This is a genomic window from Sphingomonas sp. SP4 (assembly GCF_058313375.1).
Genome location: NZ_JBZFLE010000002.1, coordinates 431,634 through 452,462 on the forward strand (window position 1 = coordinate 431,634; position 20,829 = coordinate 452,462).

The window sequence follows — 20,829 nt, forward strand, 5'->3', positions numbered from 1 at the left end:
GCGGCTCACCGGCGAGGCGTCAGCCCTTCGAATGATCCTCGAGCAGGACGTTGCCTTTCTTCTGCAGCGCGGCCTGGATCACGCCGGAAAACATGCCGAGCATGCCGGGGAGAAGCATTTTTACCCGTACTTTCGTGTCTTCGACGTCGATCGTGGATTGAACCGTCTCGCCGAGCGCCTGGATACGCAGGTTGAGCTGGTCGCCGGCCCAACCAGATTCGACCTGGGCACCGCCCGGAATGTGCTCTTCCAGGCGATGGACATTGTTGGCGATCCGGCGCCGGGCCTCGTCCTTGCCGAGGCTGTGCGGGAGATCGACTTCGATTGGCTGTGACATAGTAGTAATACACCTGGCGTCGCTTTCGGAGCTTTTCAAGCTCGCTGAACGTATTATCGTTCCCGAGATGCGTCGGGTTGCCCTGCTGTTGCTCGCCACCGGGTCTGCCGCGGCGGCCCAGCCGCCGGTTTGGACTCCCGGAATGCCGTGGGAGCCGCTGGCGCCTTACGTCACGGCGGGACAGGACGAACCGGGCTATCGCAACTGGTATCTGGCCTCCCCCTCCCATCCGCCCGCGGTGAAGGCGCTCAACGACTTTCTGACTACCTGGGGTGTCGCCGGGATCGTCCCGACGTGGCAGCTGCTGCGGACGGCAAGCGACTGGCAGAAATGCGGCCAAGCGCCATTCGAAGTGCCACCCTCGGCAGACTGGCCGAACGTGGTGCAGACGCTCCGCTATATCCGCGACGAAGTCATCCCGACCGTCGGCGCAGTCGAGCCCGTCTCCGTGTATCGTAACGTGCCTCTGAACCAATGCGCACAGGGTGCGCCCGAGAGTGCGCATCGCTTCATGCAGGCTGTCGACCTGGTGCCGCTGCATCCGATCACGCGCGCTGAGATGATGGATCGGCTATGTATCGTGCACGCGCGTACGGGAGACCGTTATGGCGTAGGCCTGGGCTTCTATGTCGGGCTGCGCTTCCACATCGACTCCCGCAAATTTCGGACCTGGGGCGTGAATGATGAGGGCACAATCGCCTGCGCTCGGAGTTACGAGCTTGCCCATGCCAAAGACGCGGCTGGTTTAGAGGCCCAACAACCGCCTGCAGGGACGGTGACGAACTCGCAGAATCCTTGACCCGGGCGCCTTGTGTTGCTGAACTGCAACACCATATCGACCCTAAGGCTAAAGGGGTAAGTATCAATGGATTTCGAAAAGCTCACCGACCGGGCGCGCGGATTTCTACAGGCCGCGCAGACTATCGCCGTCCGGGAGCACCAGCAACGTATCACGCCCGCTCACCTGCTCAAGGCGTTGCTCGACGATGAGCAGGGCATGGCGGCCGGGCTAATCCAGGCTGCGGGCGGCGATGCGAAGGCCGCCAAACGTGAAGTCGACGCGCTCGTATCGAAGATTCCGACGGTGACCGGCAGCGGCGCAACGCAAGCGCCCGCAATGGACGGCGACACGATCCGCATCCTCGATCAGGCAGAGCAGATCGCAACCAAGGCGGGCGACAGCTACGTCACCGTCGAGCGCATTCTCCTGGCGATGGCGCTGGCCAAGAACACCGACGTCGGCGGCGCGCTGGCTAAGGCGGGCGTCACCGCGCAGAATCTCAACGCTGCGATCGAAAAGCTGCGCGGCGGGCGCACTGCAGACACGCAGGGCGCGGAAGACCGCTACGACGCACTCAAGAAATATGCTCGCGACCTGACCGCAGCTGCGCGCGAGGGCAAGCTCGACCCCGTGATCGGACGCGACGAAGAAATCCGCCGCACGATCCAGGTGCTCGCGCGCCGCACCAAGAACAATCCGGTGCTGATCGGTGAGCCCGGCGTTGGCAAGACTGCGATCGCGGAAGGCCTCGCCCTGCGCATCACCAACGGTGACGTTCCCGACGGCATCAAGGACAAGCGCCTGCTTTCGCTCGACATGGGTGCTCTGATCGCGGGCGCGAAGTATCGCGGCGAGTTCGAGGAACGGCTCAAAGGCGTGCTCGACGAGGTCAAGCAGGCAGCCGGCGACATCATCCTGTTCATCGACGAGATGCACACGCTCGTCGGCGCCGGGAAAGCCGAAGGTGCGATGGACGCCGGCAACCTGCTGAAGCCCGCTCTGGCGCGTGGCGAGCTGCACTGCATCGGCGCGACGACCCTCGATGAGTATCGCAAATATATCGAGAAGGATGCGGCGCTGGAGCGGCGCTTCCAGCCGGTATTCGTCGGTGAGCCGAGCGTTCCCGACACTATCTCGATCCTGCGCGGGCTGAAGGAGAAGTACGAGCTTCACCACGGCGTTCGCATCACCGACGCCGCGATCGTTGCCGCGGCAACTTTGAGCAATCGCTACATCACCGACCGCTTCCTGCCGGACAAGGCGATCGACCTGATGGATGAAGCCGCGAGCCGCATCCGCATGGAGGTCGAATCCAAGCCCGAGGAGATTGAGAATCTCGATCGTCGCATCATCCAGCTCAAGATCGAGCGCGAGGCGCTAAAGAAGGAACAGGACAGAGCGTCCAAGGACCGTCTCGCCAAGCTGGAGGAGGAGCTCGCGAACCTCGAGCAGCAGTCGGCCGAGCTGACGCAGCGGTGGCAGGCCGAGAAGGAAAAGATCGCCGGCGAGGCCAAGATCAAGGAGCAGCTCGATGCTGCGCGGCTCGAACTCGAGCAGGCGCAGCGCAATGGCGATCTCGCGAAAGCTGGTGAGCTTCAGTACGGGCGGATCCCGCAGCTCGAAAAGCAGCTCGCCGACGCGCAAGCGGCATCGCAAGGCGCGATGCTGCGCGAGGAAGTCACAGACCAGGACATCGCTGCCGTCGTCAGCCGCTGGACCGGAATCCCCGTCGAGCGGATGATGGAGGGCGAGCGCGAGAAGCTCCTCCAAATGGAAGCGCTGATCGGAGCTCGCGTCATCGGTCAGGAAGATGCCGTGAAGGCCGTCGCCGCCGCCGTCCGCCGTTCGCGTGCCGGCCTTCAGGATCCCAACCGTCCGCTCGGTTCGTTCCTGTTCCTAGGCCCGACCGGCGTCGGCAAGACCGAGCTGACCAAGGCACTCGCCGAATTCCTGTTCGACGATAGCTCCGCGATGGTCCGCATCGACATGTCGGAGTTCATGGAGAAGCATGCGGTCGCACGGCTGATCGGCGCACCTCCGGGCTATGTCGGCTATGAAGAAGGCGGTGTGCTCACCGAAGCCGTGCGGCGCCGGCCCTATCAGGTCGTGCTGTTCGACGAGGTCGAGAAAGCACACGGCGACGTCTTCAACGTGCTGCTTCAGGTCCTCGACGATGGCCGCCTCACCGACGGCCAAGGGCGCACGGTGGACTTCAGCAACACGATCATCATTCTGACCTCGAACCTGGGATCGCAGTATCTTGCGTCACTCGGCGAGGATGAGCCGGTCGAAAAGGCCGAGCCGCAGGTGATGGAAGTGGTGCGCGCGCACTTCCGGCCGGAGTTCCTCAATCGCCTCGACGAGATCATCCTCTTCCATCGCCTGGCGGCGGGACACATGGGGCCGATCGTCGATATTCAGGTCGCCAGGCTGCAGAAGCTGCTCGAGGATCGGAAGATCAAGCTCGAGCTAACCGATGCGGCCCGGGCATGGCTCGGACGCGTCGGCTACGACCCCGTCTATGGCGCTAGGCCGCTCAAGCGGGCCGTGCAGAAGTATCTGCAGGATCCTCTAGCGGACAAAATCCTGGCTGGTGAGATTCCGGACGGATCAACGGTTCGGGTCGACGAAGGCGACGGTCAGCTCGTGCTGACGCCCGTCACCGAGCGGGTGCCCGAAGCTGCGGAGTAAGGCGGCAGCAGACCTGCCGCCGAGTACTTCTTTCTGCGGGGATGGCCCACAGATGATGCTCAGGCCTAGCGGCCGAGCCCTCGTGCCTCGAGCCGTGGCTCAGCAACTCCGCTCTATCTGACACTGTGTCGGCGAGTTTGCGTGCTGATTGCGAAACCAGTCGGAATCCGACTCATTCGCCCGGGTAATCGCGTCCCATTGCTCTCGCGTCAGGCAGAGGCGCTTCGGCAGTATGCTCCCGAGCTTGGCCTCCGTGCGGCAAATCTTCTTCGCGCCAGGCGCTGCCCCAGGGATCCCGGCGACTTCATCTTGCAGGCTTGGTGGCTTGGTCGCGGTCGGTTGATGCGACTGTAAGAAGGCGGCTGCTAGAATGCCGATCACGACGACCTCCGGTTCGATCGAGATGCTGGCGGATTATAAAGCAAAGTAGCTGACTCAAAAAAGAGGCGGCGCGAGCGCCGCCTCTTCCCTCCCCTGGCAAACAACTAGCCTCGCTCAGGTACCGCTGGGGGCGGAGGTGGAGGAGGCGGCGCCGGACAGGTCGCCGTCGCGTCGATCACCGTTCCGTCCGGACAAGTCTGCGTTGCCGGCGGCGGAGGTGGCGGCGGCGGCGCTGCCGGTTCAGGTGCCGGACGCTCCTGCGGCCGGAAGCTGTAGTTGACGCCCAACCGGAAGAAGCGGCCCACTGCGCCCGACTGAGTATAGGTCGGGTTATAGTTGAAGGCCGCATAGTTCGGCGGGTTCACCGGCGCCTTGGCATCGAACAGGTTCAAAACGTTGCCGTAAACCGTGAATGCGTCATTGATCTTATAGCTTCCGACCAACTCGACCCACACGAAGCTCTTGGTGTGGCAGAGCCTGTCGTCGTTGTAGAGGTCGGCGCAATTGCGCTGTCCGGGGCCGCTCTGGTCTTCGGCTACGTTCTTATAGCCGCTGACATAGTAAGCGGTCGCAGTCATCGTTGCGGGTCCCCACTCGAAGGTGTTCGACCAATTTCCCTTCCAACGCGGAGTGCCGGCTCCAGAGGACAGGATGTATGGCCCTTGCGTGCCCACATATTGCTGCAGTCCGCAACTCGGATCGCTCGTGTCTGAGCACGCCCGGAAGTCGTACTTGCTGATCAGCGTCGCTTCGAAGTTGCTTGTCCAGCGGACCTTGTTGAACAATTTGAAGTTCGCTTGAGCCGCGAAGTCGAAGCCCGAGGTCACCAGGCTCGATGCATTCTCATACGGTCCGACGATGATTCCGACGGACCTGATGCCGGTCGGGAACAGCGGATCGATTGGATTGAGAATAACGTCGTACCCTGCGGGGAGCGGCGTACCCGCATAATAGGCGGAGAGCGCCGAATTCGACAGGGGGCCTGCCGTGATGATGTCCTTCTTCTTGATGTGATAATAATCGATCGTGAAGCTCACCTCCGGAATCGGCTGCACGACGATGCCTGCGGTGTAGCTCTCCGACTTTTCAGGCTTCAGATCAGGGTTGCCGCTGTTGCGGAAGCCAAGCGCTTGGCCGGCGCGGGTGTATGGACTGCCGCCGTCGCAGGACTGATCACCCGTGTTGAACAAGCCTCCGTGCTGCTCGCAGAGCGATTGGAAGCTGCCCGGGGTATAGGCCGTGAAGCCGGTGATCTGACCCGACGTCTCAGCGAAAGATGGCGCTCTGAAGCCCTTCGACCAGGTGCCGCGTAGCGCGAGCTGCCGGATCGGCGTGAACTTGACGCCAGCCTTCGGAGAGAAGTTGCTGAAGCCGGTGGAATAATGGTCGTACCGGCCCGACAGCTGCAACTCGAGCTGCTTCACGACGGGCGCCGAGACTTCGAAGAAACCGGCCCAGATGTCACGGTCACCCTGCGCGTTGGCCTGGTTGAAGCCGATGAAATCCGCAGTGGGGTTTCCATCCGGATTATCCAGCGACTCATGCCGGAAGTGCGCTCCGACACCAAGCAGCAGCGGTCCGCCTGGAAGCTCGAACAGGCTCTTCGTTACCTGCCCTTGGATCGCGTACAGCGCCGAAGTCGCGGTGTAGACGTTTCGCAGGATGACCGAATCCCTGACGGCATCGCTGTTCAGCGTCGGGTCGAACAGGTTGTACTGCCCGGTCGCAATCGCCTGCGAGAAACCTTCGAGGCTCACCACATCGGCGCTTAGCCGCAGGCGGCTTTGCGAAGCAGTGGCGTCGACGCGGAAATCATAGCCGTCGCCGAACGTGCCGTTGACGCCCACGACTCCGCGCAAAACTTCGTTGCGGAAGCCCGCGTCGCGGTTGAGGCCATCACGCTCCGAGAATCGATAATAAAGCTGCGCGGCATTCTGCAGCGGATCACCCGTTGCCGAAGCGAAGGGATTGTACGGGTTGAGCTGCCGATCGGCCGCCGTGTCGCAATTGACCCCGGCCGAGCAGACCCAGTTCGGCAGGACAAATGTGGTCGTCTGAATTGGGTTGTTTTGCCGGAGGGCGAGCGGCGGAGCGGTCCCCGCCACGAGATTGTTCCGGTACCAACTCAGCCCCATGTACGCTTCGATGTCGTCGTTCAGGCGGACCTGTCCGTGAGCGACGATACCATAGCGCTCGGTCTTGGGCTGGATCTCCCCGTAATTCGCGACAAAATTCTCCTCGCAGCTTTGACCCAGCTCAGGATCACTCACGATCGTTCCGTGGACTTCATCGCATTGCGCGGGGTTTAGCAGCAGGAACTCTTGCCCCGTCGGAATCGCATCCAACAGATTGTTGTTCTCGAGCTGCTGCGCCCGACGCACTTGCGCGACGTTTGGCGTGATTCCGGAGTCGATCAGGTTGGCGTTGAGGTCCAGGCCGCCATTGAGCCGCGATAGATCGTTCGTGTTGAACGGAAATCCGCGATCCCGCGCGTAGATCTTCTTGTTGAGCTCATACTCGGCGCCCACGTAGAAGTTCAGGCCGCGGGTGTCGTAATCACCGAAGCCCGCAAGGACGGAGCCGCGATACTCGGTGCCGCCGCCATGTTGGGACGTGCCGGCCTCGACCGTTGCATCGACGCCGTTGAAGGTCTTCTTCTGGATGATGTTGACGACACCGGCGATTGCGTCCGCTCCGTAGGTCGAGGATGCGCCATCCTTGAGCACCTCGATGCGGTCGATCGAGACGCGCGGCATTGTGTTCAAGTCGACGAACGAGCGCTGTCCGTCGTCGCTGAGCGGATAGTTGGCGACACGCTGCCCATCGACCAAGGTCAGGGTGGAATTGACGGTAAGTCCGCGGAGCGACGGCGCTGAAGCGCCTGCGCCGAAGCCTGCCGCGAAGGCATTCGGGATCGACCCGCTGCTGTCTGCCGACACCGATCTTACGGCATCCGACACGTTGGTGATGCCCCGCCGTGCCAGACTTTGAGAAGTCAGAACGGTGACTGGCGACGGCGTTTCGGTGTTGGTGCGGCGGAAGATCGACCCGGTGATGACGATAGCTTCACCAGTTGATCCTGGATTCGCATTCTGGACCGGCTGCGGGTTTGGTGCGCCGGGCTGCGGCGCACTGCTCGTCGACTGGTCTTGAGTAGTTTGATCGGTGGGTTGTGCCGCAGCCGCCTGATCCTGCGCATAAGCAGGATCCGATGCCAAAGCCGCGACAGCTAGCACAGTGAGTGCGCTTCCGGCACGCAACGCGGTGCCAAGGCGCACATTCCCTTTGTGGAACGCTTGCATAAGGACAGCTCCCTCCGCCGACGCAAGCGTCGGCACGCCCTGAGCTTCCTTATTCCAGCGGCATGAAGCCTATTTCGAACAGCAGTCGATACGCAAGAGCAACGGACCGGCGCGGCTCACTTCTTGCGACACATGTTGCGAATCCATCACATTAACTGCGGGCAATCATGCACGTGCTGCCACCTGCAATCGCAGAGGGGCGGCACGCAAGCACCGCCCCCACAAATGATATGTCAGCCTTTTCTAGTTGGTGCTGCCGGGCGCCGAACGAGCGCCTTGTCCCCGGCGCAACGCGTCTGCGTCGTTAGCGGTCGCTGCAGCTCGAGCATCCCACTCCTGTTGGGTGAGGCAGGTGCGCTTGGGCAGAATGCTGCCGGTTCCGACCTCCGAACGGCAGATCTTCTTCGGCTTGGCTGCCTGAGCCTGAGCCTGGACCTGAGGAGCAGCGCCGACGGCGGGCTGCGGATCGGGCGCGCCAACGCCCATAAGCAACGCAGAAGCTACAAGAGCGAGCATTAGAGACTCCTATTTAATGCAGATCAGCTTTTTGGCGTCCCAACTGCTGAAAAGCAATGTCGGCTACCCGCCGTTCGTCGAAAATCGAGCCGCTAAGTCCCTGAAAAGAAAAGGGGCGGCGATTTCTCGCCGCCCCATCCCCTTTGAACTCAAGCTTGACTTAGTAGCCACGCTCCGGAGCTGCCGGCGGCGGCGGAGCCGGAGGAGCTGGCGGCGGCGGGCAAGCCGCACCAGCCTCGACAACCGTGCCATCAGCGCAGGTCGTGGTTGCCGGCGGCGGCGGCGGAAGGACCGGAGCCGCAGCGGCTACGCGACCTTCACCACCACCGAACTCAACCTTCGCGCCGACCTTGAAGTAACGGCCGAAGATTCCGTAATCGCCACCCTGAACCGGGTTGTACAGATACGCACCGTAGGTGACCGTATCGAGCGGCGGCAGCTTGTTGAACACGTTCAGGACGGTTCCGTAGAGCGTGAACTTGTCCAGGAACTTGTACTGAAGGTTCAAGTCGAACGTCGTGTAAGAACGGACGTCGCAAGGCTGGATGCCGCTGCTCAGGCCGCACTCACCAGCGGTGTTCGGACCAGTCTGGTCCTCAGCCGACAGGTTGTAGCCGCCGAAGTAGTTCACGGTACCGGTCAGAGACGCAGGTCCCCAATCGAACGTGTTCTGCCACGTCGCGCGCCACCTCGGCGTACCCGAACCTGCGGTCAGGTTGAAGTTGCCGAGAGTGCCCGCATACTGCTGCGTGGTGCCATCCGGGAACGACGTGCTCAGGTTGATGATGTAGCTGGCGTCGAGCGCCGAGCTCCATTTAACCGGGCCGAAGTTGCGACGGATATTGGCGCCAAAATCGAGGCCCGAGACCTTGATCGTGTTCGCGTTGATGTACGTACCCGAGACGGTCGAGATACGCGGCAGGGCGTTCGGGTTCGACGGGTCCGGAGTGTCCGGCGTGACCGTGAAGCCCGGGACGTTGCAGAGACCGGCATTGAAATCGGCAACCGAGGCGCAGCCATAGTAAGCTGCGATGGCGGCCGAGAACTGCGGGTTCGAAATCGCGTCCGTCTTCTTGATGTTATAGTAGTCGACGGTGAACGACACGTTCCGGATCGGCTCGAGGATGACGCCGAAAGTGAGGCTGCGGGCCTTCTCCGGCTTCAGGTTCGAGTTGTGCAGCGTCGTCAGACCGACAGCAGCGTTGGTCAGGTACGGCGTACATCCGGTGAACTGGGCGCAACCATACTGAGCCAGGTAGCTCGCGGGATACAGCGCCGACGTGGCCGTGACGTAGCCGGTGGTCGGGAAGGAGTTCGCCTCACCGAATGACGGGATACGGAAGCCACGCGAGTAGGTACCACGAAGAGCAAGCTCGCGGGTCGGAGTGAACTTCACGCCGACCTTCGGCGAGAAGTTGCTCGGACCGGTCGAGTACTTGTCGTAGCGACCCGAGGCGTTGATCGTCAGCTGACGCAGGATCGGAGCTTCGAGTTCCGCGAACGCCGAGTAAACCGTACGATGGCCGATCGCGCCGAAAGCGTTGAGGACCAGATAGCGGTTGAACGCGCCGTTGAAGTCGGGGTTACCCGACGGATCGTCCACTGCCTCGTAACGGATCTGCGCACCGAGGCCGAGCTGCAGCGACCCGCCCGGGAGCTCCATGAGCGACTTACCGAGAGTGCCCTGCAGCGCGTACAGGTCAGACGTCGCGGTGATGTCCTGATCCGGAGCGATACGGTTCAGCTGAGCCGTGGTGTTGGACAGCGGATCGCGGAGGCTGATCTCACCACGAGCAATCGCTTCGAGCAGGTTGCTGACGAAGACATAACCGTGGCTGTGAATGTCGAGGTCAACGTGGCTCAGCACGCCTTCGACATTATAGTCCCAGTCGCCGAAGACGGTTCCCTTGACGCCGGCGGCGCCGCGGTACGAACGCTCCTTCGTTGAGTTCGACGGGGTCAGCTGCGGGAAACCACCCGAAACCAGGGCAGGAACCGGCACTGCGTCACCCGAGAATGGGTTGTCGGGGTTCAGAACACCGTTCGACGCGTTACAACCCGTGTTCAGGCCGCTCGGATCACCCACGCCGGTCGGGCAGACATAGACAGGGAGAGCCAGCGGCGACGAACCCGGAGCGAAACCGGCCGCGTTCGACGACAGCGTTCCCAGCGGGAAGTCGATCGGCGCGGGCAGGTTGCGGTTCAGGCGGTAGCCGAAGCCGGTGTAGAAGGTCTTGCTGCTGAGGAAGTTCACCTCGGCATAGGCTTCGTTGCCGCCGCCAAGGTCAGCCGTCACGCGACCCGAGACGCCCCAGCGATTGATCTTCGGGCTGATGACGCCGAAAAGATTCTGGAAGTCGGTCTGGCAAACGGTCTGGCCGACAAAGAAGCGGCTTCCGATGCCCTGGTTGGCCTGGATGTTATCGATATCGGCTTGCGTGATGACGTGCGTCGGCAGGTTGCCGCACGATGCGTTCGTGTACTGGCCGATGCCAGCACTGGTCGGGCTTGCCAGGTTGCGGCGGCGGAACGTGAATCCGAGGCCATTCGGGGTGTAGAAGTCCACAACGCCCGCGCCGTTCAAGCCATTGAAGATGTTCTGCGAACCGCAGGTGCCCTGGTAGCAGATGCCCTGGTTATCGGAGGTCGCGTACTTTCCGCCAATCTCGTCAGCGGTGACCATCTTCGAGTGATAGAGGAAGCCGCTGATGTAGGCGTTGTAGCCGTTGGTGCCGAGGTCGCCCTGACCGGCGGTCAGCGAGAGGCGATACTCAGGACCCTTGCCGTGCTGCGAAACGCCATAGTCGGCGCGAGCGCGGACGCCCTTGAACTCGCGGCGGGTGATGATGTTGACCACGCCCGCGATGGCGTCGGCGCCGTAGGACGACGAAGCGCCGTCACGAAGGACTTCGACACGCTCTACAATATCGTCGGGGATGGTGTTGAGGTCGACGAAGTTACGCGCGCCGTCGTCGGCGAGCGGATAGTAAGCCGAACGCTGACCGTCGAACAGGACCAGCGTCGAGTTGGTGGTCAGACCGCGCAGCGAGACGGCCGATGCACCGCCGGCGAACGCGCCGTTGGCGGTGAAGCTGTTGGTCAGCGCAGGACCGTTGTTCGAAGCAAGCGACTGGATCGCGTTCTGCGTCGTCAGAATGCCGCGCTGATCAAGCGATTCGGCGGTGACGACGGTGACCGGAGAAGGGGTCTCGGTCGTGGTACGACGAAGGATCGAGCCGGTAACGACGATTTCGCCGCCCGGAGTCTCGTTGCTGCCAGCGCCAGTGGTCTGCTGATCAGCGGTCGAGTTCGTCGTCGGAGCAACCGCAGGGTTGGTCGACTGGTCGGCACGAACGGCCGGAGTCGAGCCCGGGCCCGGAGTCGCTGGCGGCGGGGTCTGCGCATCTTGCGCATACGCCGGAGCAGCGACCGCCATGCCGGCAATAACCGTCGTGGCGAGCAGCGAGCCCTTCAAATTAAATTTCGACATTTCATTCCCCTCATGCGGGCGCTCCCCAGAGCGCCAAAACAGGAACGCCTAGCCCCCCAGCGGGCTCGGCAGTGGGGTGACGTATGCCGAAAGCAGATTGCCGTGCAACGGAAGTCAGGGAGATCGAATCAAATCGTCACGCACCTGTGACAATTCGAACACAGAACCGATCCCGGCATGAATTAACCGTCGTTTCATGCAGCGAGGTGCCAAAAGCTCCCTCGATTAGCCCGGATGAAATGAGGGCGGCACGAGGGCCGCCCTCATCTTTAAGCAGGCCTTAGAGACCGCGCTCCGGGGCAGCCGGCGGCGGCGGCGGAGGCGGCGGCGGGCAGGTTGCCGTCGCTTCGATCACCGTGCCGTCCGGGCAGGTCTGCGTTGCCGGCGGTGGCGGGGGCGGCGGCGCAGTCTCGATCACCGGAGCAGCCACAGGCCGCGGGTTGATGTCGAACTTCGCGCCGATGCGGAAGTAACGGCCCATGATGTTCGGGCCGGCCCACGCCGGGTTGTAGTTGAACAGCGAGTACGCAGCGCTCGGATCGAACGGAGCGTCGATGTTGAACACGTTCAGGACGTTCGCATAGACCGTGATGCTGTCGTTGATCCTGTACGAACCCGTCAGGTCGACGTCCCATACAGGCTTCGCCTTACAACGGACCGGGGTACCATCCTCGTAGCTGATGACTGAGCCGAACTCCTGGCCGCTCGCGCAATCGCCCTTGGTAGCGCCGTAGTCAGTCGACTCGTTGCCGTAGCCGCTCGTGTAGTAAACGGTCGCGGTGATGGACGCCTTGCCGAACTCGGCAGTGTTCTGCCAAGTGGCGCGCCACTTTGGCGAGCCAGAGCAGGACGTGATGTTGCAGGGGCTGAGCGATCCTTCGTAGTGGATCTTCGTTCCGGCATCATCAAGCACGTACCGATGGAGGTAGGATGCTTCGACGTTGGTGGTCCACCGGACCGCACCGAAGTTGAAGCGTCCGTTAACACCAAGGTCGACGCCGCTGACGGTCTGGCTGTTCAGGTTCTGGAACAGCGACTGGATGAACCCGATCTGAGGCAGCGCAAGCGGTGCCGAAGGATCCTGAACACCCGGAAGTACGGTGATGCCCGGAATGTTCACGACGCCATTGTTCGCATAGTATTGTTCGAACGCGGCCTGCTGCTGCGTCGGCGACGATCCAAGGATCAGGTTCTTGATCTTGATCTTGAACAGATCGACCGTGAAGCTGAGCTGACGGATGGGCTGGAATACCAATCCCGCTGTCAGGTTCGTTGACTTCTCTGGTTCAAGATTGGGATTCCCCACCTGCGTCAAGCCGAGCGGGAAGGGATTGGTCGCATACGAGTTGCCACCGTGCGCTGCGCAGAACGCGGCGTAGGTCGCATTGCTGCAGTCGACCGAGCGGGTGACGTAACCCGTGGTCGGCGTTCCGTTCGCGAATCCTTCGTTAAAGCTCGGGATGCGGAAGCCCTTCGACCAGGTGCCGCGCAGCGCGAGTTCGCGGATCGGAGTGATCTTTGCGCCGACCTTCGGCGAAAAGTTGCTCGGGCCCGTGCTGTACTTGTCGTAACGACCGGAAATGTTGGCTTCGGCGCCGAAGCCGTTCGTCGAAAGCGTCCAGAACGGCGCGTCGATTTCGAAATAGGCCGACTTCACATTACGGCTGCCCGTGGTCGAAACGGCGTTGATCGAGTAGTAACGCAGATACTGGTTCTGTGTCGGATCGGGGTTGCCGAACGCGTCGTTCAGCGGCGCATTGGCGCTCGGATTGTTGACGCTTTCATGGCGGTAAGAGAGCCCTACCGCAATTCCGAGGTCACCACCCGGAAGCTTAGCCACGTCCTTCGATACGGTGGCGTTCGCCTGCCAAAGATTCGACCGCGATACCACGGATTGAGTCGGCGCGATGTAGTCCCAGATATTTTCTGGAGTAGCTTCGGGATCGTTGAAGTTGAACTCGCCGCGCGCGACGACGTCCATGATGCGCTGCGGAATCAGATAGCCGTTCTGCACCCTCTTCAGCCGAACCTCAGAAGCAGCCAATGCGGCGGTGTAATTCCAGTCATCGAGGAACGTACCGTTGGCACCGATTACGCCACGAAGCGCACGCACGTCGGTCTTCACGTCACGCGGACGCGTCGAACGCAGGAGCGTCTGGGCGGTCAAGCCGTCAGCGCCGTCGCCGTCGCCGTTCGGATCAGCGAACGGGTTGTACGGGTTCAGTATCGCGTCCGGCGTACCTGCCGTACATCCAGTGTTCGTGCCGGTCGGAGTGCCGGCGCCCGTCGGACAGACATAGATCGGCTGCATGACGTTGTAGTTGGCTAGCGACACTGGGTAGGGGGGTGTCGGCCTGCCGTTGAATCCGATCGGCGTGAATGCCGCCCAGGTGCTGGTCCAATAAGCATTGCCCTGAATGTAGACTTCATGACCCTCCGCAGGGTGGAAGGTCGTGCGTGTAGTCACACCCCTGCGAACGATCTTCGGCTGGAGCATGATATAGTCGCGTTGGAAGTTGACTTCGCAGGACGTCAGCTCGCCGTTGACGATTGGGGTGCTGGCCGTTGAGGACGCTGGCGCATCAGTCGGATGAACCACGTCATAACCGCGGCAGAGAGCGGCTTGATTGAGGAATTGGTAGTGTCCTGAGCCTCCATTGGCTCCCGGTGTCGCGGGACGGACCAGCGTTACTCCGGGGATGCTGATTAGGCCGTTGTAAGCGCCGCTTTCGCTAATGCCGTTCCAGTTCAGATTCGACATGCACGAGCCGGAGCTATTGCAGATGCTGCTCAGATCCTGGGTATTGAACGGGAAGCCCCTATCCCGGGCCCAGAGCGAATCGTTCCGCTGATACTCAGCGGCCACGTAAACGTTGAAGCCACGGTTAGCGAGGTCTCCGTAGCCATAGGCGACGTCTGCGTGAGTCTCGGGAGCGTCACCCTGCTGCGAAATGCCGTACGACAAGTTCGCGTGCAAGCCGCGGATTTCCCGCTTGGTAATCACGTTGACCACGCCCGCGATCGCGTCCGCGCCATAAGTGGACGAAGCACCGTCGCGCAGAACTTCGATGCGATCGGTGATCGCATTCGGAATGGTGTTCATATCGACGAAGTTGCGCTGGCCGTCGTCGGCGAGCGGATAAACGGCCATGCGAAGGCCGTCGAACAGAACAACCGTGTCCTGCACCGTCAGGCCGCGCAGCGAAGGGGCCGTGGCACCCGTGGCGAAATTGAAGCCCGTGTTCCAGCCGCCTGTGATCGTACCAGCGTTATTGGAGGGAAGGCGCTGCGTTGCTTCCGCAACGGTGTTGATACCGCGTTGAGCTAGGGTCTGAGCCGTAAGAACCGTGACCGGCGACGGCGTCTCGGTGGTCGTCCTGGGCAGCAGTGAACCGGTAACGATGATTTCCGGCCTGCCCTGCGGCTGATTCACGTTTGTCGTGGGGGCCTGCGCCGTCTGCGTTCCCGGATTCGGAGCCGTCGAGACTTCCGTGGGCGGCGACGTCTGCGTGCCGGGCTGATTGGTTGCGTCTTGCGCGTAAGCAGGCGCAGCAATCGCGACGCCAGCGATGATGGTCGTCGCAAGCAGCGACGCCCGGTAGGCAAACTTTGGCATTCAATCCCCTCTCAGTAAGGCGCTTCCCCAAGCGCAAATAAGAAGCCCCACAGCCGTTCATGCTGTGTCGGCACGACGACGTTGCCGTCACGATAACGGAACTGCAACGAACCGTTCACAAAAGGTTCATTTTGGTGAGAAGGCGTGGCTTTAATGTCACGCCTCGGGCAGATTCGATAAACGGCGTTAAGTTTGCGACACACGACGGCGTCGGGTCAGGATTAGTACCGACGTCGACCTAAGGCTGTTCATCCGACCTTCAGCTTACCGATTCGGCACAGCGCCTGTCATTCGTTGCGTCAAGTCTAGACGGTGACTGCACTCGCTTAATGAGAATCAAGCCAGGCGTGTGTCGGCAAACGACAGATTTTTCGCAGTTGGCGCCACAGTCGAACTGGCCGAGCGTGACGACCTAGAGCTAAAGAATCGCAGCCTGCTCGGCCTTGAGGCTGGCTTCAGCGTCGACGTACGGCTCCTGCCGGGCGACGCTCCAGTAACGCAATTCATGCAGAGGGATCGGCGTGCCGGTCACGGCGCAGACGACATGGTCACCATCCGACAGCAGCCGGAATGTGCCAGCCAGATAATGGACCCGCGCGGTCTTGCCGCCGCCGCTCATCAACATGCGTCTACTCCTCCGCCTCGTCGAAGAGGCCGGGTTGAGGTGCGATGTAGGATCGACGCGGCGTCCGCTCAACCCGGGGCGGTGCGGCGGTGCTTCCGACGGTCGCGTCCACTTCGCCGTCGCCGAAGCGCAGCCGCAGTTCGCGCGCGGCGCGCGCGTCCGCTACATGCGTCAAAGTCTTGCCGGCGCGATCGGTCACCCGCACGAATCCCCGGCTCAGCGGCCAGTCCGGATGTACAAGCTCGGCCATCTTCCAAGCCGCGGACAAGCGCTCTGACAAGCGAATGATCTTTGCATCCATCAGCTCTCGCCGAAGTCGTCCGGAGACCAGGTTGAGGTCGGCGCGCGCGTTCCCAGCGCGCGCAGAAAGCGATCGTGGCAGTCGTTCGCCCAGCTCATCGAGGCGCTGGGTTACAGGAGCGAGGATCGACTGCGGCTCCGGCCAGCGGCAAGCAGCCAAGTCGAAGCGCTCCCGGCTCCGCTCCACTCGCCGTGAAAGGCATTGCTGCGCCCGGTGTGCGAATTCGCCCAGCTGCGCGAACAATTCCGAGCGGACCGGGACGGCAATTTCCGCCGCGGCCGTCGGCGTCGGCGCGCGCAAGTCGGCGGCGTGATCGATGAGGGTCGTGTCGGTTTCATGGCCGACCGCGGAGATCAGCGGGATCGGCGAATCGGCTGCCGCTCGGACGACCTCCTCCTCGTTGAAGGGCCACAGGTCTTCGATGGAGCCACCGCCTCGCGCAACAATGAGAAGGTCGGGTTTCGGCTCGACTTCAGGGAAACCACGGATCGCGGCCGCGATGCGGGCCGCTGCCCCCTCTCCCTGCACTGCGACGGGCCAGACAATCACGCGCGTCGGACAGCGATCCTCGAGCCGGTGAAGGATATCGCGAATGACTGCGCCAGTCGGCGAGGTGACTACGCCGATCACGCGGGGCAGGAACGGAAGCTTGCGCTTGCGGGTCGCGTCGAACAGCCCCTCGGCCGCAAGAGCCTTGCGACGCCGTTCGAGCAAGGCCAGCAACGCGCCTTCACCCGCCAGTTCCATCCGGTCGATTACGATCTGGTACTTGGACCGCCCTGGATAGGTCGTGAGCTTGCCGGTCGCGATGACCTCGGCGCCGTCTTCCGGCCGGAAAGCGAGTGCCCCTGCCCCGCTACGCCAGATGACTGCATCGATGCAGGCCGTCTCATCCTTGAGCGTGAAATAGCAGTGACCGGAAGCGTGGCGCTTGAAGCCGGAAATTTCGCCGCGCACCCGAACTTGGCCAAAGGCGTTCTCGATCGTCCGCTTCAGCGCTCCCGACAGCTCGCTGACGCTGAGCGCGGGCGAATTGTCGCCGGGAGCGACGTTCGCTAACAGGCCGGCACGCGTGTCGTCAGGGAGATCCATGAACATTCTACTGTTGGGGTCGGGCGGACGTGAAGATGCGCTCGCATGGCGGCTTAGGCAATCACCGAGCTGCGATCGGCTGATCGCCGCACCCGGAAATCCGGGCATCGCTCGTTGGGCCGATTGCATCAGGTTGGACCCATGCGATCCGCAGGCGGTCCTCGATGCAGCGCGCGAGAATTCAATCGACCTGGTCGTCGTAGGTCCCGAAGCTCCCTTGGTCGCGGGCGTCGCCGATGTATTGCGCGACAATGGCATCGCGGTATTCGGGCCGAATGCCGCCGCTGCTCAGCTCGAGGGGTCGAAGGGATTCACCAAGGACCTGTGCCAGGCCAACGGGATTCCGACCGCTGATTATGTTCGGGTCAATCTCGCCGCCGATGCGCGAGCGGCCCTCGACCGCTTCAGCATACCGGTCGTCATAAAGGCCGACGGTCTCGCGGCCGGCAAGGGTGTCACCGTGGCCATGACCCGCGCGGAAGCGGAAGCCGCGATCGACGCGGCAGGCGACGGACCTATGGTCATCGAGGAGTTCCTGGAGGGCGAAGAGGCGAGCCTGTTCGCGCTGGTCGATGGCGAGACCGCCGTGTCCCTCGCTTCAGCCCAAGACCACAAACGTGTCGGAGAAGGCGACACGGGGCCAAACACGGGCGGCATGGGAGCTTATGCTCCAGCGCCAATCCTCACGCCCGAGCTCCAGCGACGCGCGATGGATGAAATCGTTCTTCCGACAGCCAAGGCTCTGGCGGATGTGGGAACTCCGTTCAGCGGTGTTCTTTACGCAGGCCTGATGTTGACTACCGATGGCCCCAAGCTGATCGAATATAATGTGCGCTTCGGCGACCCCGAATGCGAAGCCATCATGCCGCTCATCGAGGGCGACTTCGCCGAGCTGCTCGCGGCTGTGGCCACGGGCCGCCTCGCCAAGATCCAACCGCCAAAGCTTGCGCCGAAACATTCGATGACCGTGATCGTGGCTGCGTGCGGCTATCCCGGAACGCCAGCCACCGGTGGCCTGATTCGGGAGATCGAGGCAGCTGAGCAGGTCGAAGGGGTTACCGTCTTTCATGCCGGGACGGCCCAAGCGGATGAAGGGCTAGTTGCGAAGGGCGGCCGTGTCCTTGCCGTAACCGCCGTCGCAGACACATTCGCCAACGCGCGGGCCGGTGCCTACCGGGCGGTCGACCAGATCGATTTCGCAGACGGCTTCCATCGCCGCGACATTGGCTGGCGAGAGCTGGAACGGGGCCACGCATGAGCACCTTCTGGGCTTATTTCTGGCCGATCTTCGTTGCCGGCCTCATCGCTGGCTTGTTGGGTTCGACGATTGGCTATCGCAAGCCAGCCAAGCGGCGGACCTTCTTGGCAGGAGCGTTGGTCATCGCGCTGGCCGCAACCGCGCTGTGGCATGGCCCATTCGGTGCTGCCGATCGCTTCTCGGCCAAAGTCGAAAGCGATGTTCGCCTGTCGCTCGATTCATGGGAGATGCAGAATGTAAGCGGCCATCTCCACCACGGTCCGCTTACGAGGCGCGTGATGCTTTCGGGGCCGGGCGACGATTTCCAGCGCGACTATCTGGTGCGGATCATGAAGACCGTCCCGGGTGTCAGCAGTGCGACCTGGTCGGACAGAGGCGGGATTCCGCTGATCATCGAAGCGCTGTTCGCCGCCGTGCTTGGCTTTCTTTTCGGTTTGGGGCTCGCCTATCTCATCGAGCTTCACCGTCGTTACAACGCTCAATGGAATTGGTGATCAGTAATGGATCTTATCCGCGAATATTGGTGGGTCATTGTCATTGTCGTCGCGCTGGTCTTGGCGTTCATCTTGCTGCGTCCGCGTCAGCGGGTGCAGCTGACGGACAGCGCTCCCATCCGCCCTCATATGACGAACGCCGCGCCGCCTGAAGGGCGCGGCCTTCCGGGCGAAGTCGCAGCTGCGACAAGCGACGTCACGGGCGAATTGATCGGCGCTCCGGTCCACGAAAAGCTCGACGGGACGAAGGCCGAAGGCGACGACCTCTCCAGGCTCAAAGGGGTAGGCCCGAAGTTTAGGGACCGGCTGCAGAGTCTTGGCTTCAGCCGGTTTGATCAGCTCGCTGCCCTGACACCGAACGAGATCGAGCGTCTCGATGGCCAGCTCGGGCCCTTCAGCGGCCGCCTGACCCGCGATCGCGTCGTCGAGCAGGCCGACTATCTCTCGCGCGGAGACACCGACGGGTTCGAACAAAAGTTCGGAAAGCTCTAGCCGACTGCTTCAGCCTGCGCTTCGGCGGGCCGCTTGCGCGGGCGGGAGGCGATCAACTTGTCGATCTTGCGGCCGTCCATGTCGACGACCTCGAAGCTCCAACCGTCATATTTGAAGGTCTCCCCAGTCTCGGGAAGGTGCTTCAGAACCGAGAGCGCAAAGCCCGCGATGGTCGAATAGTCGCGATCGGCGGGGAGGTTCACTCCTAAGCGGTCGCCGAGCAGATCGGCGCTTGCCGCGCCCGAAACCAGCCAACTCCCGTCCTCGCGCTCGACGAGCGCGGGCTCCTCGCTCCTATCCAGATCGCTGGCGAACGTGCCGGCCAGGGCCGCGAGGATGCTTCCGGGCGTCACGATGCCGTCGAGATGTCCATATTCGTCGTGAACGAGCGCGAGCGGCACATCGGAGTTCCTGAGGACCGCAAGCGCGTCCATCGCGTCCATGAGGTCCGGGATGACAGGTGCCTTGCGGCAGACCTTCTGCAGGTCGATCGGCCGGCCTAGCAGCACTTCCGCTAGCACGTCGCGCGTCTGAATCACGCCGACGATATTCTCGACGGAACCATCCGCCACCGGGATGCGATTGTGGGCCGTCTCGAGCAGTGAAGAACGAACTTCTTCAGGCGTCGAATGGATGTCGATCCAATCGATCTCCGTCCGAGGAGTCATTACCTCTCGAACCGGCCGGTCGGCCAAGCGGACGATGCCGGAAATCATCGCCCGTTCGTCTTCTTCGAGGACGCCAGCGGTCTGCGCTTCTGCGACCACCAAGTGCAGTTCCTCGGCCGTCACCTGATTCTTCGATTCCTTATCGAGGCCGATCAAGCGGAAGATCAGAGAGCTCGACTTATCGAGGAGCCACACGAATGGAGCGGTAATCTTCGATAGCCAAAGCATCGGTCGGGCCATCACTGCAGCGATCGGCTCGGGCGAGCGGAGCGCGATGGTCTTCGGGACTATCTCACCAATCACGAGCGAGAAATAAGTCGTGAGAACGATCACCAGTCCAAAGCCTACGGTGTGCGCCGTTTTCGGATCGAGCCCGAGCGCTTCCACACGCTGCGCCGTTGGCTCGCCAAGGCTGGCCCCGGAGAAGGCTCCGGCAAAAATGGCGATGAGAGTGATCCCCGTCTGAACCGTGGACAGAAAGCGACCTGGGTCGGCGGCGAGATCCAGGGCGGACTGCGCGCCGCGGCTGCCACTCTTGGCCAGGGCTTTGAGACGCGCGTCTCGGGAGGACACGATCGCCAGCTCGCTCATCGCCAGAACGCCGTTAAGGCAGATCAGGGCGAAGATGATGAGGACGTCGATCCAGGGAATGGGAGATAAATGATCGCTCATGGGCGTTGTGAACGTGTTGTAACCTTGGCTGATGCTCAATCACAAGCGCCGGCATAAGCACGGGCTCAGTTCACAGGCGGAACCATCCCGACTAGATCCGGTTTCATCGACTT

Annotated in this window: 13 protein-coding genes; 5 read left to right on the top strand and 8 right to left on the bottom strand. The window is 62.2% G+C overall.

The annotated features are described in order from the left end of the window. Positions 1 to 19: 19 nt before the first annotated feature. Entirely contained in the window at positions 20 to 337 is a 318-nt protein-coding gene (locus AC4GYV_RS11465) for a polyhydroxyalkanoic acid system family protein (protein ID WP_491100834.1), read from the bottom strand. 67 nt (positions 338 to 404) lie between these two features. Here AC4GYV_RS11465 and AC4GYV_RS11470 point away from each other — a divergent pair, with 67 nt between their 5' ends. Continuing rightward, the gene (locus tag AC4GYV_RS11470) at positions 405 to 1,136 is read left to right on the top strand and encodes a hypothetical protein (protein WP_491100835.1); all 732 of its coding nucleotides are present in this window, start codon (positions 405 to 407) and stop codon (positions 1,134 to 1,136) included. 66 nt (positions 1,137 to 1,202) lie between these two features. Then, positions 1,203 to 3,809 (top strand): ATP-dependent chaperone ClpB, encoded by a 2,607-nt coding sequence (gene clpB, locus AC4GYV_RS11475; RefSeq protein ID WP_491100836.1) that lies wholly within the window; start codon positions 1,203 to 1,205, stop codon positions 3,807 to 3,809. A gap of 485 nt (positions 3,810 to 4,294) precedes the next feature. Here clpB and AC4GYV_RS11480 read toward each other — a convergent pair whose 3' ends face one another. The 6 genes from AC4GYV_RS11480 to xseA all read right to left on the bottom strand — a co-directional run bounded on the left by AC4GYV_RS11480 (position 4,295) and on the right by xseA (position 17,138). Next, positions 4,295 to 7,492: a TonB-dependent receptor plug domain-containing protein gene (locus tag AC4GYV_RS11480; RefSeq protein WP_491100837.1), complete on the bottom strand. Its 3,198-nt coding sequence runs from the start codon at positions 7,490 to 7,492 to the stop codon at positions 4,295 to 4,297. Between the two features lie 243 nt (positions 7,493 to 7,735). Continuing rightward, positions 7,736 to 8,008 (bottom strand): hypothetical protein, encoded by a 273-nt coding sequence (locus AC4GYV_RS11485; RefSeq protein WP_491100838.1) that lies wholly within the window; start codon positions 8,006 to 8,008, stop codon positions 7,736 to 7,738. Between the two features lie 160 nt (positions 8,009 to 8,168). Continuing rightward, positions 8,169 to 11,498: a TonB-dependent receptor domain-containing protein gene (locus AC4GYV_RS11490; RefSeq protein ID WP_491100839.1), complete on the bottom strand. Its 3,330-nt coding sequence runs from the start codon at positions 11,496 to 11,498 to the stop codon at positions 8,169 to 8,171. Between the two features lie 280 nt (positions 11,499 to 11,778). Then, positions 11,779 to 15,114, bottom strand: coding sequence for a TonB-dependent receptor domain-containing protein (locus AC4GYV_RS11495; RefSeq protein WP_491100840.1), 3,336 nt, complete (start codon positions 15,112 to 15,114; stop codon positions 11,779 to 11,781). 418 nt (positions 15,115 to 15,532) lie between these two features. Next, positions 15,533 to 15,739, bottom strand: coding sequence for a DUF2093 domain-containing protein (locus tag AC4GYV_RS11500; protein ID WP_491100841.1), 207 nt, complete (start codon positions 15,737 to 15,739; stop codon positions 15,533 to 15,535). A 4-nt stretch (positions 15,740 to 15,743) separates the two neighbouring features. Continuing rightward, the gene (xseA, locus tag AC4GYV_RS11505) at positions 15,744 to 17,138 is read right to left on the bottom strand and encodes an exodeoxyribonuclease VII large subunit (protein ID WP_491100842.1); all 1,395 of its coding nucleotides are present in this window, start codon (positions 17,136 to 17,138) and stop codon (positions 15,744 to 15,746) included. Here xseA and purD point away from each other — a divergent pair. Genes purD through AC4GYV_RS11520 form a run of 3 tightly spaced genes read left to right on the top strand, consistent with a single transcriptional unit; the run spans position 17,131 to position 19,376 of the window. Beyond that, entirely contained in the window at positions 17,131 to 18,390 is a 1,260-nt protein-coding gene (gene purD, locus AC4GYV_RS11510; RefSeq protein ID WP_491100843.1) for a phosphoribosylamine--glycine ligase, read from the top strand. The two genes, xseA and purD, sit on opposite strands and share 8 nt — an antisense overlap. Then, complete coding sequence (locus AC4GYV_RS11515; RefSeq protein ID WP_491100844.1) at positions 18,387 to 18,884, top strand: hypothetical protein; 498 nt, start codon at positions 18,387 to 18,389, stop codon at positions 18,882 to 18,884. The genes purD and AC4GYV_RS11515 overlap by 4 nt, the downstream gene beginning before the upstream one ends. Positions 18,885 to 18,890: 6 nt before the next feature. Continuing rightward, complete coding sequence (locus AC4GYV_RS11520) at positions 18,891 to 19,376, top strand: helix-hairpin-helix domain-containing protein (RefSeq protein ID WP_491100845.1); 486 nt, start codon at positions 18,891 to 18,893, stop codon at positions 19,374 to 19,376. Here the strand turns inward: AC4GYV_RS11520 and AC4GYV_RS11525 are convergent. Continuing rightward, positions 19,373 to 20,716 (bottom strand): hemolysin family protein, encoded by a 1,344-nt coding sequence (locus AC4GYV_RS11525; RefSeq protein WP_491100846.1) that lies wholly within the window; start codon positions 20,714 to 20,716, stop codon positions 19,373 to 19,375. The two genes, AC4GYV_RS11520 and AC4GYV_RS11525, sit on opposite strands and share 4 nt — an antisense overlap. Positions 20,717 to 20,829 lie beyond the last annotated feature (113 nt).